The 16,342-nt window shown below is 65.6% G+C and carries 12 protein-coding genes; 10 read left to right on the plus strand and 2 right to left on the minus strand.

All coding sequences use genetic code 11. The features are described 5' to 3' along the window. Positions 1–9 precede the first annotated feature (9 nt). Entirely contained in the window at positions 10–1,380 is a 1,371-nt protein-coding gene (locus AMYAL_RS0136710; RefSeq protein WP_020636282.1) for an NtaA/DmoA family FMN-dependent monooxygenase, read from the plus strand. On the opposite strand, the gene AMYAL_RS47120 is transcribed toward AMYAL_RS0136710, so the two are convergent. Both AMYAL_RS47120 and AMYAL_RS47125 read right to left on the minus strand, forming a co-directional pair. Beyond that, the gene (locus AMYAL_RS47120; protein WP_020636283.1) at positions 1,377–3,635 is read right to left on the minus strand and encodes a tetratricopeptide repeat protein; all 2,259 of its coding nucleotides are present in this window, start codon (positions 3,633–3,635) and stop codon (positions 1,377–1,379) included. The two genes, AMYAL_RS0136710 and AMYAL_RS47120, sit on opposite strands and share 4 nt — an antisense overlap. A 128-nt stretch (positions 3,636–3,763) precedes the next feature. Further along, on the minus strand, positions 3,764–6,073 hold the full coding sequence (locus tag AMYAL_RS47125; RefSeq protein ID WP_167336193.1) for a tetratricopeptide repeat protein: 2,310 nt from the start codon (positions 6,071–6,073) through the stop codon (positions 3,764–3,766). Positions 6,074–6,613: 540 nt separating this feature from the next. Between AMYAL_RS47125 and AMYAL_RS0136725 the strand changes: the two genes are divergently transcribed. The 9 genes from AMYAL_RS0136725 (at position 6,614) to AMYAL_RS50030 (ending at position 16,222) form a co-directional block, all read left to right on the plus strand. Further along, positions 6,614–8,536, plus strand: a complete 1,923-nt coding sequence (locus AMYAL_RS0136725; protein ID WP_143267963.1) for a S53 family peptidase — start codon at positions 6,614–6,616, stop codon at positions 8,534–8,536. A 143-nt stretch (positions 8,537–8,679) separates the two neighbouring features. Continuing rightward, positions 8,680–9,519 carry a L,D-transpeptidase gene (locus AMYAL_RS47130; RefSeq protein ID WP_020636286.1) on the plus strand — a complete coding sequence of 280 codons (840 nt, stop codon included), beginning with the start codon at positions 8,680–8,682 and terminating at the stop codon, positions 9,517–9,519. A gap of 32 nt (positions 9,520–9,551) precedes the next feature. Further along, positions 9,552–10,280 carry a hypothetical protein gene (locus AMYAL_RS49650; RefSeq protein WP_143267964.1) on the plus strand — a complete coding sequence of 243 codons (729 nt, stop codon included), beginning with the start codon at positions 9,552–9,554 and terminating at the stop codon, positions 10,278–10,280. Between the two features lie 162 nt (positions 10,281–10,442). Further along, complete coding sequence (locus tag AMYAL_RS0136740; protein ID WP_020636288.1) at positions 10,443–11,540, plus strand: hypothetical protein; 1,098 nt, start codon at positions 10,443–10,445, stop codon at positions 11,538–11,540. Positions 11,541–11,564: 24 nt separating this feature from the next. Next, complete coding sequence (locus AMYAL_RS0136745) at positions 11,565–12,053, plus strand: cupin domain-containing protein (RefSeq protein ID WP_020636289.1); 489 nt, start codon at positions 11,565–11,567, stop codon at positions 12,051–12,053. Between the two features lie 29 nt (positions 12,054–12,082). Further along, positions 12,083–12,292, plus strand: coding sequence for a hypothetical protein (locus AMYAL_RS0136750; RefSeq protein ID WP_020636290.1), 210 nt, complete (start codon positions 12,083–12,085; stop codon positions 12,290–12,292). Beyond that, positions 12,279–13,412 carry a 3-oxoacyl-[acyl-carrier-protein] synthase III C-terminal domain-containing protein gene (locus AMYAL_RS0136755; RefSeq protein WP_020636291.1) on the plus strand — a complete coding sequence of 378 codons (1,134 nt, stop codon included), beginning with the start codon at positions 12,279–12,281 and terminating at the stop codon, positions 13,410–13,412. Before AMYAL_RS0136750 ends, AMYAL_RS0136755 begins: the two co-directional genes overlap by 14 nt. Positions 13,413–15,193: 1,781 nt before the next feature. Next, positions 15,194–15,469, plus strand: a complete 276-nt coding sequence (locus tag AMYAL_RS48830; RefSeq protein ID WP_026467749.1) for a helix-turn-helix domain-containing protein — start codon at positions 15,194–15,196, stop codon at positions 15,467–15,469. A gap of 576 nt (positions 15,470–16,045) precedes the next feature. Beyond that, entirely contained in the window at positions 16,046–16,222 is a 177-nt protein-coding gene (locus tag AMYAL_RS50030; protein ID WP_020636292.1) for a hypothetical protein, read from the plus strand. Positions 16,223–16,342 lie beyond the last annotated feature (120 nt).

Consider the following 16,342-nt stretch of genomic DNA (forward strand, 5'->3'; position numbering starts at 1 on the left):
ACGGTCCCCATGGCTGAACACCGCCCGTACATGAAGTTCAACGCGTTCACGATGATCACCCCGTCGCACCACGGGCCTGGGTTAGCGTTCGAACCCGGCAGCCGGCAGCTGGATTACCACCTGCCGCAGCCCTGGATCGACCTGGCCATCCTGCTCGAAAGAGGACTCTTCGACACCATCTTCTTCGCCGACGTCCTGGCGCCATACGAGGTTTTCCGCGGCAACCGCCACGCGACCGTCGCCGAGGGAATGCAGTTCCCCACCGGCGATCCCTCCGTCCTGATCCCCTTGCTGGCCTACCATACTCAGAACCTCGCCTTTGTTTTCACGTCGAACATTCTCCAGGCCCACCCGTACGAGTTCGCGCGTCGCGTGTCCACACTGGACCATCTCACCAGTGGCCGGGTCGGCTGGAACATCGTCACATCGTTCCTTCCCGGCGCAGGACGGAATCTGGGATTCGGCGGGCTGCCCGAGCACCCTGAACGCTATGCCCGAGCCGAGGAATACACCGCAGCGGTGTACAAACTCTGGGAGCACAGCTGGGAGGACGGCGCAGCGATCCGCGACACCGCCACCAGGATCTTCGCCGATCCCGCGAAGGTCCACGCCGTCAGACACCGCGGCGAGTTCTACGACCTCGACGGCCCCCATCTGTGTGAACCGTCGCCACAGCGCACGCCCCTGCTCTTTCAAGCCGGCATGAGCCCCACTGGCCGGGCCTTCGCGGGCCGCCATGCCGAAGCACTGTTCATCAACTCCCTCGACCCCGACGCCGCTGCACCCGTCGTCGCCGACGTCCGGCAAGCGGCTGTCAACGCCGGGCGCGATCCGCACAACGTGAAGATCTTTGTCCCGCAGAGTTTCCTGCTTGCCGCCACCGAACAGGAAGCACACCGCCGCGACAAGGAGCTCCTCGAACGACAAACCATCGAGGGGAACGCCGCGAGGATGAGTGTGTTCCTGTTTCACGATTGGGGCACCGAGGACCTCACCGCGAAAGTCGCCGATCTCCGGCACCGCGACGTATCGGCCCCCGTTCGGAAACTGCTCGACTGGTCCACCCGCGACGACTGGACGCTCGGGGAACTCCTTCTCCGTTGGGGAAACAGGAGAATCGTGGGCACTCCCGAGCAGATCGCCGACACCATCGAACGCTGGCATGAGGCGGGCGTCGACGGCATCAACCTCGAATACGTCACCTCACCAGGAAGCTTTGGTGAGTTCATCGAGCACGTCGTCCCACTTCTTCAGAAGCGCGGACTCATGCAACGTGAATACCTACCCGGAACTCTCCGCGAGAAGTTCTTCGGTGACGGCCCACACCTACCCGGCGAGCACCCCGCACGTAGACACCGCGCACCAGGACGATCGGTCTAGCGGTTCTCGATCTCGGCGAGATAGGTGTCGAAACGGGCAGCCATATCGTCGTCGTGCCCACGTAGGAGCGGGAGGGCCTCACCCAGGCATTGCGCCGCCGATTCACCATCGCCGAACTGGTCGAGTACCTGTGCCTTGATTCCGAGTGCGTCCGCACGCCCCCATCTGTCCGCGGTCGCGGAGTAGGCTGCCTGAGCATCGATACATGCACGCAACGCTCGCCCGAACTGTCCGAAAGCTACATAGGTCCGGGCTAGGGGCAGCAGTGCGACAGCCACACCGTGCTGATCATCCACAGCTGTGAACATGGCGACTGCCGTCTCACCGTGGCTGATGGCCAGGTCGCGAGTCCCGAGGTCGCGATACACGCCGCCGAGCGCGATGTGCCCCATTGCCTCACCGATCCTCGATCTCGCCTCAACGAAGACGTCCTGCGCGCGTCGCATGAGCGCAAACGCTTCCGTCAGATCACCTGCCGTGCGCGCTGTACTACCCAAGCCCAGCAGGGCGAATCCGAGCGTACGACTCGGGCCGTACGGGCTGGATGCGCGCACGGCACGCTGGTCGAACTCGTAGGCGTCGTCAAGGCGGCCAGCCCGACGGTAGCCTTCAGCCAACTTCTCCTGGGCTTCCGCCAGCCGGGCTGTGTGGCCGTCCTTCTCCGCGGCCTCGACAGCGATCTCCAGTAGAGTGATCCACAGTTCGGTCGGCCGGCTGTGGACCAGGTACTCGAACAGATCGATCGCCAGCCGCCACGTCTCGAAGTACAGACCGTGATCGACGCCCAGGCGTGCGACGGCAGGCAGACTGGACAGTTCTGCCGAGCACCAGCCGAAGGCGGCAGCGAAGTCATCGAAGGTCAGCGGTGTCACGCGGTGCGGAGTCGGAGGAAGGTGGACGTGGTGGTCACGCATCGGCGTCAGCGCCCAGGACGCCGCGTTCGCAGTGTGGTGGAACCAGGTCACCAGTCGCACGATCGCGTTGCGCCGTACCTCCTCCGGCTGCCGAGCGGCTTGCTCGGCAGCGTAGACGCGGAGGAGGTCGTGGAAGTGGAAGCTGTCGGTGGTGACCTGGTGCAGCAGGTGAGCTTGCGCCAGGTCGTCCAGCAGGCGGAGCCCCTTGTCGACAGTGACGCCCGCGAGCGCTGATGCCGCCTGGGCAGTGAACCAGGGCCGCGGATACAGGCTAAGCAGTCGGAACATGTTTGCCGTGTCGGGACGTAATGTCCGGTAGGACCATTCGAACGCAGCGCGTACACCGGCGGTGTCGTCGATGTCGAGCAGCTGCAGGCGCCGTTCGACGTCGGTCAGCGCAGCGACATGCTCGCCGATGCTTGTCTCGGGATCAGTGGCTATTCGTTCTGCGGCAACGAGGATTGCGAGCGGCAACGACCCGCACATGTCCACCAGTTGCGCAACGGCGTCGGGTTCGGCCTCAACGCGTTCGTCGGCGATGACGTCCGCCGCGAGCGCGCAGGCCTCGTGATCGGTGAGAGTGTCGAGACGGACGGTACGGGCGGCGTAGTTGATCACCAGCCCGGACAGTTCCGTACGGCTGGTGACCAGAACAGTCGTGCCCGCAAGACTTGCCAGCAGAGGTGCGACCTGCTGGGAGTCGCGGGCGTTGTCCAACAGCACCAGCACTCGCTGCTCGCGGCGGCGAAGTTGCTCACGAAGGACGGCTTCCAACTGGCGCTCGGACGCCGGGACCTGGTCACGCTGGATACCCAGGCCACGGATCAAATCAGCGAGGATTTCCGCGTGGGTCGCCGGATTGCCGGAGGCGTACCCGCCCAGCGCGGCGTAGAGCACGAGATCGAAACGAGCGTACATGCCATGTGCCCAGTACAGCGCGAGCGCGCTTTTACCGACGCCCGGCAGCCCGCCGACGACGATCACCGTCGGCGTCTCAGGATCGGGCGGTTGAGAACTGAGCCTGCTCAACTGACCGAGTTCGGATTCCCTGCCGACGAAATACGGCGGGCTGATCGGCAGGTGGCCGGAGGGTTCCGCACGCGCAGCGCCTGCGAGGACCTCCAGCGTGCCGTGGGCGCCGAGGGCTTCGTCGAGAAGTCTACCCGCGTCGACACTCGGGGGCTTTCCTTTCTCGATGCGGGAGATCGCGGATTTGCTGACCGGCTTCCCCGCGAGATCGTCGAGTTCGGCTGGTGTCAGGCTGGCGTTTTCGGGCCGCGCACGCAGTTCGCCGATTCGGGAATCAACGATGTCACGAGTCCGCTCTTCGAGGTCCCGCACGTTGAGCCCCCGGCCGTTTCTCAACTCGAAGAGTCTCTGACCGTACTGCTCAGCCGCAGACGGGTAGGACGTTGGCATAGCGGCGTCGGGTACATCGTGGTCGGTAAGCGAATTCCGGTGGCGCCGCGTCATGTCCTGCCGCCGGCGGTGTCATACGCCTCGATCGTCTGACGCAGCTGCTCAGCTTTGACCTCGTCCATAGCGTCCACCAGCTTCAGCGCGGCTGACAGGACGTCGACGGCATCGTCACACCGACCGAGTTCCGCGAGCACCAGGCCCTTGATCTCAAGTGCATCAGCCTTACCCCACGCGTCGCCCACCGCGTGGAACCTCTCGGCGGCTTCCTCGCTACACGCCAGCGCTTCGTCAAGTTCTCCGAAAGCGCGGCAGGTTCGTGCGAGGGAGGCCAGTGCAGACGCGAGCCCGTGCGAATCCCCATCAGCCCGGAACTCCGCCTGTGTCAACCGGCCTTGATGCAGCGCCTGGTCGCGATCGCCGGCGTCACGTAGCGCGGCACCCCAATCGATGCGTGCGGCAAGTTCGCCGATGCGCGATCCACCGGCGACGAACGCGTCCACGCCCCGTCCGATCAGGTCGACCGCTGTCACAATGTCGCCGCGGACGTGAGCGCTGACGCCGAGATTGGTGTAGGACCAGCCCAGCCGCGGAAAGACGGGAACGCGGTCTCCGATGAGCGAGATGGCCCGGCGGCTGAGATTGTCCGCCGCGTCGTAGTCCCGCATCCGCAGGTAGGCCGCGGCGAGCTTGTCGGCCACCTCGGCCACCCAGAGGTCATTTCTGGCGGTCTCGGCGGCGACCAGCGCTATCTGCATGCTGCTGGTCCAAACGTGAAATGGCCGGGCGAAGATATAGTAATCGATGAGCACGGTCGGCAATCGCCACGCGTCCCACAACATCCGCTGATCCAGGGCCAGCTGCGCAACCGGCGCGATATTCTGGAGCTCTGCAGTACACCAGGCGAAAGCGACGCTCGCCTGGTCGAACGTCGCGGGCCGGATGCCGGGTGTAGGTGCGTCGAGTGGTTCGTGGTGGTCACGCAGCGGCGTCAGAGCCCGGTCCGCGGCGTGGCAACTGTGGACGTACCACCGAATTAACCGTTCCGTAGCGTCGCGACGTTCATTTTCCCAACGCGGGTCCTGAATCTCTTCCGCGGCGTAGTCGCGGAGGAGATCGTGAAGCCGGTAACCGCCTTGATGTTCCTGGTGCCGCTGGACGAGGTGCGCATCCACGAGCTGGTCCAACAAGGGCAGCGTCTCGTGTTCGGTCAGCCCCGCCAGCGCGGCTGCGGCACCCGCGGTGAATCTCGGGCCGGGGTGGACGCCCAGGAGACGGAACAGCCGAGCTGCGTCCGCCTGGGCGGACGCGATACTCCAGCTGATCGCCGCGCGCACACCGATTCCCGCGTCGTCACCGTCGAGCATGTGCAGCCGCCCTCGATCCGCGAGCGCTTCGGCGTGCTGGAGCACGCTGGTCGCCGGGTCGGCTGCGATCAGGTTCCCCGCGATGGACAGCGCGAGCGGCAGGGACGCACACAGGTCGACGACCCGTGCTACGGCCCCGAATTCCCTCGCGGCTCGGTCAGCCCCGATCATCGAACTGATGAGGTCGACGCTGTCGGTCTCGGTCATCGCCGGGACAGGGACATGGACCGTGCGCACCACCTGAGCCAATCCCCGGATCCGCGTGCGGCTGGTGATGAGAATCAAAGTCCCAGGCGTTCCTGGCAATACCGGCTTCACCTGGGCCAGGTCCACGGCATTGTCGAGCACGATCAACACCCGCGCAGCGCGAGATCGTAGATTCCCACGGAGGGCTTGCAGCCGTTCGTCGTCGGTAACCGGAATACGAGCGGCGGGGACGCTGAGCCCTTTCAGCAGTTCCCGAAGGATGTCCCCAGGCTCAGCCTGTTGGGTCTTGTCAGCGGTGAATCCGTAGAGATCGGCCCACAGAATCACATCGAACGCCGACTTCTGCGAGTTCGCCCAGTGGACAGCGAGAGACGTCTTACCCGCACCCGCCGCGCCCGCGAGGACTGCCACCGCAGCAGGCGAGTCCACCGTCATCTGGGCCGCCAGGCCGTCGAGCCGGGCACACTGAGCCTCTCTTCCCACGAACGCCCCGCCGACAGGTAGCTGCGGATGGAGGTCGGACCGAATCCTGGTGGCCAGGCTCTGCAAACTGGTTCCGGTACCGAAAGCAGCATCAAGAGCCCTCGCGACGTCGACCGAGACGGGAACCTGACCGCGAACCAGCTTGCTCAGGAACCCGACGTCGAGAAAGGCGCGCCGGGACAACTCTCGCAACGCCCAGTCGCGCCCGTCACACAGCGACATCACCTCGGCGCGGAACCTCTCAGCCAGCGTCAAATACGGCCGTGCGGCGCTTCCCGGACTCGCCACCTCTCGCATTTCGGTCATTCGATCGATCCCCTCACTCCCCGACATTGGATCGTGCCACACGGTGACGTGTTGTCCACTGTGTTCCCGACACGGGAGATAGTCCATTCAGGTGTATCCGCCCGGTCGGCGTATCAGCTGAGTGGATCTACTCACCTTCGGACAGGTAGAGCCACTCGCAAGATCCACCCGCGGGGCCATCACGCGCAGACCTACACGTCAGCGTTCACGCATTGCACTAATCGTCTCGAAAAGTTGACGCTTTAGCCACTTTGGCCTACCTTGATCTCAGATCGTCCACTTTTTCATACTTCTAGTGTCTGAGATTGAAGGCTTCGATGGAGAGTCCGGGAGCCGCTGAAGGCGGATGCCACGTCCGGGGACCGCCGTGAACGTGGCGTCCTGAGCGGTGAGGGCGCGCACGACCACCTCGCCCGCCCACGCCAGCACGACACGTCCGTCCGAATCGTGGGCGGCCGAGTTCTGGGGATCTTGTTTCGGGTCAATTCACGCCCGCATCTATTCATTTCGCATTCCGCGATCACGCATGAGGGGACTTCCATGCCGAAAAACGCCTGGCTAGGCGCCGTCGTGGCGGGCTTGGCCGCCACGACGCTCACCGCCGTCGCACCGGCCTCCGCCCAGCCGATCGCTCTCGACGATCGCACCACCGTCGCGGGGACAGTGCCGTCGTGGGCCACGCCCCAATCCCGTACAGGTGACGCACCAGATCAGTCCGTACGGCAGATCCAGGTCGCCTTGTCCTTACGCGACCCCGCTTCCGCGCATGCTCTCGCCACGGGTCTGGCGTCGCCAAACAACGCCGAGCGCGGCAGCTTTCTCACTTCGCGACAGTTCGTCGACCGGTTCGCTCCTGCCGAGAGCACCGTCGCCTCCGTGCGCGATTGGTTAACCGGGCAGGGAGTCTCGGTCGAAGGAGTCAGCGGCAACCGCTTCATGGTCAAGGCTCACGCGCCGACCTCGGTCCTGGAGAAGACCTTCGGTACACAGTTGGCCACCTACCGGGACAAGGTCGCCGGCCGGGTCTCCACTCTCGTCGCGCCGGTGGCGCCGATCAGCGTCCCGGCACGGCTCAAGGCGTCGATCACCGCGGTGCTTGGCCTCGATGACAGCGAGAAGTCACTCCGGCCACAGCACACCATTCCGCACGCGACCACCCAGGCGCAGACCTGCGCACGGTGGTGGGGCGAGCAGAACAATCGCGACGTACCACAGAAGTATCCGGCCGGAGCGCAGTCGAACTCCTTGTGCGGCTACACGGGCCCGTCGGTACGTGCGATGTACGGTCTGAACGCAGGCCAGTCCGGCACGGGCACCACGATCGGCATCGTCGGCGCCTACGACTCCACGACGCTGGCGGCGGATGTGAACCGGGCAGCGGTGGACACCAAGACACCCGGTCTGGCCGCAGGGCAATACAGCAAGGTTCTTCCCGAGGGTGGTTTCGCCGACGAGAAGGAATGCGACGCCGGCGGCTGGAAGTTCGAGCAGACGCTCGATGTGCAGGCCGCGCACACCATCGCCCCGGCCGCGCAGCTGCGCTACTACGCCGGGAAGTCCTGCATCGGCGGCTTGTATGAGGCGTTCAACAAAGCGGTCGAGGACAACGTCGTCGATGTGATCAGCGCGTCGTGGGGCAACGCCGATGGTGAGCGGCGTATGCCGCCCGCCACACGGGACCTGTTCAACCAGATGGCGTTGCAGGCCTCGATCCAGGGCCAGTCGATCATGGTGTCCAGCGGCGACGCTGGAAACAACAGCGGCGCTGTTGGTACGCCAACCGCGAGTTTCCCCGCCACGAGCCCGTACGTCACCGCGGTCGGCGGCACCACGGTGGGACTCGGGCAGGACAACAAGCCCAAGGTCCTCACCGGGTGGGAGAACAGCGGTAACACGTTGTCCGGGCAGCACTGGGTTCCGCAGTCCGATGCGGACGGTCCGTTCTCCGGCGGAGCCGGAGGTGGGCCGTCCGCCCTCTACGATGCCCCGGAATGGCAGCAGGGTGTCGTTCCCGCCAGTATCGCCGGTGGGCGGCGGGCGATCCCGGACGTGTCGGCGCTCGCGGATTCCTATACTGGCTTGTTGATCGGTTTCACCGATGCGTCGGGCCGCTACGGCCTCAGCTCCTCGGGCGGTACTTCGCTGGCCGCGCCGCTGATGGCAGGTCTTGCCGCCGACGCGCAGCAGGCTCGCGGTGGTGCGCAGCGAGGTGGTCTGCTGACTCCGGCGCTCTATGCCCTACGGAGCGACACCTCCGCGCTCGTCGACGTCGTGCCGCAGAAGGCGGGCGTGTGGACCCCGGTCATGCACGCACTGCCTGGTGCCAAGGTCCCAGGTGCGGAAGGCAGCTACCTGGTCGACTTCGATGCCCGGCCGCAGAACCTCGCCAGCGGCCGCGGCTGGGACCCCGTGACCGGCGTCGGCACCCCGGCCCGTGACTTCGTCCGCGCGCTTGCCCGCTGATCCACGTTCGCCGTGCCCGTTCGTCGGGGGCGGGCACGGCCAACCACGGATCCACAACTCACGTCGGAGGCCTCCTCGTGACAGGACCATCTCCCAGCCGCACCGCCGCAGCTCGGTTCGGCGACGACCACCCGCCGACTCGTATGCGCAGGACGTCGCGCCTTGCGAGGTTCATTCTGGTCTGGTCGGTTGTCGGCGCCGGTCTTCTCTTTCTGGCGTCGCTCCTGGTGCCGGCCGATGACCCGGCGATCGCTCCCGCAGACGACACCTCGACGATGATGGTGTCGGCGCTCCCCGTGGCAGCGCGGCCGGTTTCCGATCTGGCACGGCTGCCGAGCGCGACGACGTTCGGCGTTGTCGTCGGCGCGCCTCCTGACCTCAACCGCGAGCTGGCGCCGGGCGGGCACGTCGTCCATCCCACCAGGACAGTGCCTGTCTATTCGGCCCCCGGAGCGGATGCCTTCGCCGTTTTGCCTTCCATGCAGATCAGCTCCGAGACGTGGGTGCCCGTGATTGTCGACGAGCCAGGATGGCTGCAGGTTCTGCTTCCCGTTCGCCCCAATGGATCCACTGGCTGGCTTTCCACTCAGGACGCCGCACTTGAACACGCGACGAGCCCGTATCTGGTGACCGTGGACCGCGCAGCGTTTCAGCTGTCGCTCTACCGCGACGGCCAGCACCTCGGTCGCTGGACGGTCGGGGTGGGGAAACCGTCCGCGGAGACACCTCGCGGCAGAACCTTCGTTCTCGCATCCCTCGTGGATCCGCACCAGCGGTTCAGTCCGGTGATCCTTCCACTAGGCACGCACTCCACCAGTCTGGAGACCTACGGCGGTGGCCCTGGCACTACCGGAATCCATGGGTGGCCCAGCTCAGACGTGTTCGGCAAGCCCTCCAGTGACGGGTGCATCCGCGTGCCTGCGGACGCCCTCCGGCTGCTGAGCACCGAAGTTCCCCTCGGCACTCCCGTCCTCATCGATTGACGTCCCACCATTACCTACAGAAAGAGCCGACCATGACCACAACCACCTTCCAGCGCGTCAACGCACGCATCATGCTCACCGGCCTGAGCATCGGCGCGTTCCTGGCGGCCGGAACGACCTCGTGCCTCACGCCAGCGCAGGCCGAAACCATCTCTGCCGCAAGCGGCATTTCCGTCAGCGGCGCCGAATCCCTCGCTACGCAACCCACTGTGTCCAGCGGCGGCGCGGTCAAGACCGGCGGCGGATCGGTCTCCACCAAATCCGGCGCCGTCGTCGCGAGCGGAATCAGCGTCAAGGCCGGCGCCGGAATCGCCGAAGCGACCGTCGCCAGCGTCCGCGTCGGCGGAACCACAGTAGGACCGTTCTCCGCCAGGTGCCGCGACGGCAAGACCACGGTCAGCGGCTCCGGCGGCAGCAAGGGAAACCTCACCGTCCGACCCGGAACATCCGGCCAGGGCAGGGCGACCGCCGCCGTCATCACCGTCTCCGCCGCCGGATCCGGCAGCGCCACGACCACACCCACGAGCGAACCACGCAAGAACACGACGCTCACCATTACCGTCGCGACGGTTTCCTGTAGTGCTGGCACACCTCCTGGCACCACCCCGCCAGGTACCCCCGCGCCCACCAAGCCCGGAGAGCCGCCCAAGGCGACACAACCGGGACGCCCTGGTGAGCGCACTACCCACCACGACGACCGCGATACCCGGCACGCGCCTGCACCTCAGCCGAAACCCGGTTCCCTTCCGGTCACCGGCTGACCCCAGCCACCTGGCGACGCCGTGACCCGTCCTCGCCTCCACACGAGGACGGGTCACGAGCACCGGCAGACCGCCCACCGAACGTGACACCCCGGCGAACCTCCCCGCGCCGCACTCACGCCCCACACTCACCGAAGTTCCTACCCACCACGGGGAGAAACCATGTCAACGACAATCCATTCCGAAACCACCCCGCACACCCGCCCCTACACGGGCGAGATCCCCGAACGATCCGTCCACTTCGTCGGATCACTTCCGCCCGCGATATCTCGCACCGACCTGCAAACCATGCAGTGGTTCCTCGACCACGCCGGTGACACGAACCTCCTCACACTTCCCAGCGACCGCGACCCGCGCTGGATCATCGACTGGCTCGACAACCTCACGAACGTCCCCACGCTGCAACCACGCCGAACCGGCCGCTCGACCGGATACGACGACATGCCGACCTACCGCCTGGCGCCGGGCCGGTCCCTCGCTCCCGAAGATGTTTCCCTGCGCCGGGTCCGCGACGTCACCGTCGCCATGGCCGCACGTCCACGTCTGCACGCCACGGGAGAACTGCCACCGCACCAGGTGTCGATCCCCAATGCCCTGGACCTCAGCTACTTCTGTTTCGGCTCACCCCGGCCCGCCCTCGCGGCCCTGCCGATCTTCCGGGACGCGCTGATCGACGACGTCCTCGAAATCCACAATCGCTGGGACACCGAAGTCACCTTTCAGCTCGAGACGCCCGCCGTGCTCACCCTGTTCGAACGCACGCCGCGGCCGCTATGGAAGATGCTCGCCCTCGGTCTCGCGAAACAGGCCGCCGAACTGATCACCGCCGCGCCACCGGAGATCAACTGGATCGTCCACCTCTGCTACGGCGACCTGGCCCATCAGCCCCTGTTCGAACCCACGGATCTGGTCGCAGCCGTCTTCTTCCTCAACGCGCTCGAACGCCGCCTGACCAAAGTCGGCTACCCGACGCCAACCGCACACATTCCCTTTTGCACCGGGACCAGCGCACCACCGACCGACCGATCCTTCTACCGCGCGCTCGGGCACCTCCGCGGCAACATCGACATCATCGCCGGACTCATCGACGAGAACCATGCCGCGGCGTCTCGCATCGCCCTCCAGCTCGCCGAAGACGAACTCGACCGTCCAATCAGGGCGCTAGCCGCCGCGTGCGGACTCGGCCGACGCTCACCCGAGGCCGCCGCCGCCAACGCACGGCTCGCACAAAGGCTCGCCCGCACGCCCATCCTCCACTAAATCCACGACTTTCAGGAGCAAGCCATGAGCAGCACCAGCACAGCCGTCCACCGGCCACCCACAGGAGCCGACACCCATATTCACGACGATGGCAGCGCCGACACCGCCGTCATCTACACCCCGGCCGTGCCCGTCCGGGCCGTCTCCGCCGGGCGCATGCACATCCCTGGTGGCAAGACGACCACTCCACAACGTCACCGGACCACCGAGGCGATCCTCACCATCATCAGCGGATACTCCGCGATCCTGTCCGGCCACCACCTCGAGACCGCCCTCCCACGCCCTGGCGACATGATCTACATCCCGCCGGCGACCCCGTACTGCGTCGTGAATCTGAGCCTCAACGCCTCAGTGCTCATCCTCAGCTTCCGCGGCGACCCAGGATTCAGCGCCGACATCGAGCACCTTCCCGATCTGGGACCACAGGTGCTCCGGCAAGTGGACAAGCTCCGCAGCGACCACATGCACCGGCTCATGAGCCGCCGGACCGGCCACGTCCGCCGCACCCGCTAGCAGCCCCACGACGCCGCCCGGAGACTCCGATGCAAGCCATCATCCTCGCCACAGCCCAGGACCTGCTGACCCACCACGCCTCAGACAGAGACGAGACGGATCTGTCCCTGGACGAGGTCGCAGCCTGTTCCGGCCTGTCCCGGCACCACCTGCGCGCCTACTACACCTCTCCCGACGCGATCGTCCGCGACCTCCGCCACGACTCCACGAGCACCAGGAGCACACATGCGCTGGACTGACATCCACATCCGCGGCGTCGGAGCCGCGCTCGGCGACCTCGTCCCGGTCCACGAACTCACCGGCACCTCCGCGCGCCGCACGGACTCCCCCACGGGGCAGCGATCCATCTCCCTCGCCCACGGACGAACCGGCATGGACCTCGCGGTCCAAGCCGGACGCAACGCGCTCGCCAGCCTCGCCATGACCACCGACGGCCCCCTCGCCGTACCTGACCTGCACTTCCACGCCGCCATCTGGCGAGGCTCCCGCGGACTCGACTTCTGGTCCCGCGCCGCCTACGTCCGCTCCCGCCTCGGCCTCCCCGCGGGCCCCGGCATCGCCACCGAGATCAACGCCATGAGCAACTCACTGGTCGGTGGCCTCGACCTCTCCGCACGCATCCTCGCTGGCAGCATGGACGCCAGCACTGTAATGCTTACCGGCGGCGAAACCTTCGGGCCACCCGCCTTCGACCACCTCACAGCCGACCGCGACATCGCCTACGGCGACGGCGGCTCCGCCCTCATCATCGGCCGCGAGCCCGGCCTCGCCGAAGTCCTCGCGACCAGCTCGTGGAGCGACCCCACCCTGGAACAGCTCCACCGCGGCGCGACACGGCTCCAGCCACCCGGCACCACCGAAGTCGGGATCGAAACCATCCGCGAACGCAAAGCCCACTACACCGACACCGTCGGCACCGCATCCATCCATCAACGCAACGCGACCGGACTCACCTACGTCGTCGACGAAGCGCTCAGTCACGCACAACTCGACACCGCCGACCTGAGTTGGGTCCTTCTCCCGCACTACGGACATCGTCTCCTGCACAGCCAGTGCCTCCAGCCACTCGGGCTCCCCCCAGAGCGCAGCCTGATCCACGCCGGCGACCAATGGGGCCACGTCGGCCCCAACGACCAACTCATCGGCCTCACCCACCTGCTCACCCGCCGGGCCGTACAACCCGGCGACCACGTCGCGCTCATCGGCATCGGCATCGGCATGACCTGGACCGCCAGCATCATCCGCGTCGCCACCGCCCCTAGCGGGCTGCGGAACTACCAGCTACCGACTCTCTACCCCTGGACGCCCGGAACACAGCGACTTGCCGAGAATCACGCCGACCACGGTCACCAGCGCTAGCACCGAACGGCCCGATTCGCGCGAGCTCAACACGACCTGAACTCGCTGGCGCCCAAGCCTCCCAACCACAGCACTGGTGACCACATGAACAACCTCCCGCACTCGCCCAGCCACAGACTTCCAGCAGATACTGCACAGGACACGCCGGCTACCGACCTCGACGACGCACTGTTCGGGCCTCCTTACATCCACATCGCCGCCGACAACACGGCTGTCGCCGTGGCTCACCAGCGCCCCGCCCGCACGAGCCTCCGTCCTCCTCGCGCTGTCACCACCGTCGGCACCTTGCACCCAACCGCGTGCGGTATCGACGTCGACCCTGGCGACACCGAAGCTCCCGCCGAAGCCGGGCACGCCTTCGGCGATGCTCTCGTCTCGTGGTGCGAGCGCCTTGGCCTGCCCTGGTTGCGACGCTCCTCCGGCAGGCCGGGTCACCTCCACCTCATCGCCCTCGTACCACAGCAACTTCGACATGAACTGCGCGCTCTCTGCGCTCACCTCGCGCGACACCACGCGATTTCGGCGACGGTCCGCGCCACACTCCGCCTCACCAGAGCGCCACACCGTCTTGGCTATCCCAGTTCAGCCATCGACGGCACTCTGGAAGCTGAGCACATCCCCGCATTCAGCCAACACCGGCCCCTATCCAGCACCCGATCTCGCCACTGTCCCCCTCCACGCGCCCCGCGCACCACAAGCCGCTCCGAGAGCGAATACGGCGACGCTCTCGCCTGGGCCCGCGCTGGCTGGTCCACCGAACAAGCGTGGCGAGCGGCAAGCCGTCCTGGGACCAAGGCCGCCGATATCGGCAAACGCGCCTGGCAACGCTGGTTCTGGGCTGCCGCACAAACGATCGTTGACGCCGAGAGGGGCCTCTCAGAAGACACCGCCTGGCGACACTTCGCTCAAGCCTCCCCCGCGCAAGCGCGCTACTTAGGCAGCACACGCTGGCGCGCGGAACGCTGGCTCCCCGCAGTCGACGAAGCCCGCACCGAACGTCCCCGCCGCCGGCAATTTGGTCCGCCGCAGCCGTCACCTCCTGAACACGACAAACACCATCAACTCAACCAGATCGCAATGACGCAGCGGCTTCTGCGGATTACTGCATCAATGCATCTGCGTCGATCCACACCAACACGGGCCACCGTCAGACCCTCGACCCTGTACGCCGTGCTCGACGCCATCGCCACAGCCATCGTCACGCGATCCGGATCACTGTCAGTCCGATCCTGGGCCGAGAAGTCACTTCTTGACCCCAAGTCAGTACGGCGAGCACGAGACGCGGCCGAGCAGTTCGGACTTATTCATCGAACACACAGCTACCGAGGCGGCCCCAATGACTGCGACAGCTGGCAGCTCACTAAACACCTGGCCGAACGACTATCCACCCTCTTGAACCAATCCCCCACTAATCTGTACACCCCCCACATTCTCAGCGTTGGCACGGCGAACTACCAACGCCTTCGACGCACCCACGTACAGGAACGAGAATCATGGAGATCACTTTGGAAGAACCTGCAGCAGTCTAACTTTGCACACAGCAATAAGATTTTCACCAATGCCATCAAGCTGAATTGTAGCGAGCAGATGATATGCACGAGACACCTACCCGAAGGCATACCTAAAAGCAGATGCCACAAGATCCACCCTCGGCGGACACGAAGCTATTTCGGAACCCATGATAGCTATTCGATCCAGATCCGCGGCCCATAGCACAAACTTTGAAACTAATTTTTGAGTCAAAGTTTACTTCCATACACCAATTGCATCCAGGGGAAACGATGAGGAACCTAGGCGACAAAGCCGAGAAGCCGCGCTTCTTCAGCGTCAACGAGGCCGCGAGAATACTTCGAATGTCCCCCATGACACTCTATCGCGCAATAAACAGCGGATCTTTTCCCGCCATCCGAGTAAGAGGACGCCTGACCGTGCCAGCAGGCGCAATTGACAAAATGGAGAAGGCAGCTCTATATCGCAATGAAGTCGTCGATGCCGCCGAATTTACTTCAACAATGCCCGCCCCTGCCGACGTCCTAACACCAGAGACAGGCGCCTAGACTGTCCTTCAAAGCATACAACGGCGTGCGTGAGCACCCCGCAATCCCGCCGGACCAGGCTCCACGCACAGTCTTTCGGCGGCAGAGTCACCGACACACGTCGCGGCAGGGTTCCTGTGCGACAGGTCCCGCTTCGCTATGACATGCTGTGCGGCTCGCGGATCGCGCCCGCTCAGCTTCAGCCGCCGCGGACACGTCATGTCGGCGCTGGGTGCTACTGCCAGCAGGTATCGGACGCGGCGAGGTCACACGCAGAAGTTCGGCGGTATCGCGCGCTTCCCTCTCATCGACCAGTTCGAAGCCGGGCGCCCATAGCCCTAGCGAGCGGACCGTGCCCGCTTACCCGCGCAGCGCCTGGTCAGCATCGGACAGCAGGTCACCGTGATGATCACGACTCCGGGCCTGCCGCTGCGCTCGGAGCGCAGGTCAGAGCTAACGCCGCCGCCCCTGCGTGCGACATAGTCTTTGACCTGCGCACCATAGTTGCGAAAGCCCGGAACGCATGGCCCTCACCGCGCCGTCCAGCTCTACTGGGACATCCGCACCGTCACCGTTGACGGCCGCGGCTCCGCGCCCATGACCTATCCCGGTATCCGCATCACACGCTGCCAGTCCGGACGCGTCGTCTCCGATACCTGGCTGCCGGTAGGGCAAAGGCCGACCTACGCCGACGACGAAGCACTCATCACTGCCCTGCACGCCGCCTGGCGCCAGGCCGGAGACGACAGGCTGCCTGAATCCGCCGCCGATTGAGTAGCCGAACCTCACGTCGCACATGCACGACAACAGACGCGGGAAGACTGAACCAGCAGCCCGCAGGGCATGTCCTCTCACTGCCCCATTAGGGTGATTCTCGCACTCCTACTTTGGGCA

This window comes from Amycolatopsis alba DSM 44262 (assembly GCF_000384215.1).
Classification (GTDB): domain Bacteria; phylum Actinomycetota; class Actinomycetes; order Mycobacteriales; family Pseudonocardiaceae; genus Amycolatopsis; species Amycolatopsis alba.

Excerpts from the sequence above, each read along its gene's own strand:
- AMYAL_RS0136745 (WP_020636289.1), top strand. The coding sequence starts at position 11,565 with ATGAGCAGCACCAGCACAGCCGTCCACCGGCCACCCACAGGAGCCGAC.
- AMYAL_RS0136755 (WP_020636291.1), top strand. The coding sequence starts at position 12,279 with ATGCGCTGGACTGACATCCACATCCGCGGCGTCGGAGCCGCGCTCGGC.
- AMYAL_RS0136725 (WP_143267963.1), top strand. The coding sequence starts at position 6,614 with ATGCCGAAAAACGCCTGGCTAGGCGCCGTCGTGGCGGGCTTGGCCGCC.
- AMYAL_RS0136750 (WP_020636290.1), top strand. The coding sequence starts at position 12,083 with ATGCAAGCCATCATCCTCGCCACAGCCCAGGACCTGCTGACCCACCAC.
- AMYAL_RS50030 (WP_020636292.1), top strand. The coding sequence starts at position 16,046 with ATGACCTATCCCGGTATCCGCATCACACGCTGCCAGTCCGGACGCGTC.
- AMYAL_RS49650 (WP_143267964.1), top strand. The coding sequence starts at position 9,552 with ATGACCACAACCACCTTCCAGCGCGTCAACGCACGCATCATGCTCACC.
- AMYAL_RS47125 (WP_167336193.1), bottom strand. The coding sequence starts at position 6,073 with ATGACCGAAATGCGAGAGGTGGCGAGTCCGGGAAGCGCCGCACGGCCG.
- AMYAL_RS48830 (WP_026467749.1), top strand. The coding sequence starts at position 15,194 with ATGAGGAACCTAGGCGACAAAGCCGAGAAGCCGCGCTTCTTCAGCGTC.
- AMYAL_RS0136740 (WP_020636288.1), top strand. The coding sequence starts at position 10,443 with ATGTCAACGACAATCCATTCCGAAACCACCCCGCACACCCGCCCCTAC.
- AMYAL_RS0136710 (WP_020636282.1), top strand. The coding sequence starts at position 10 with ATGGCTGAACACCGCCCGTACATGAAGTTCAACGCGTTCACGATGATC.
- AMYAL_RS47130 (WP_020636286.1), top strand. The coding sequence starts at position 8,680 with ATGCGCAGGACGTCGCGCCTTGCGAGGTTCATTCTGGTCTGGTCGGTT.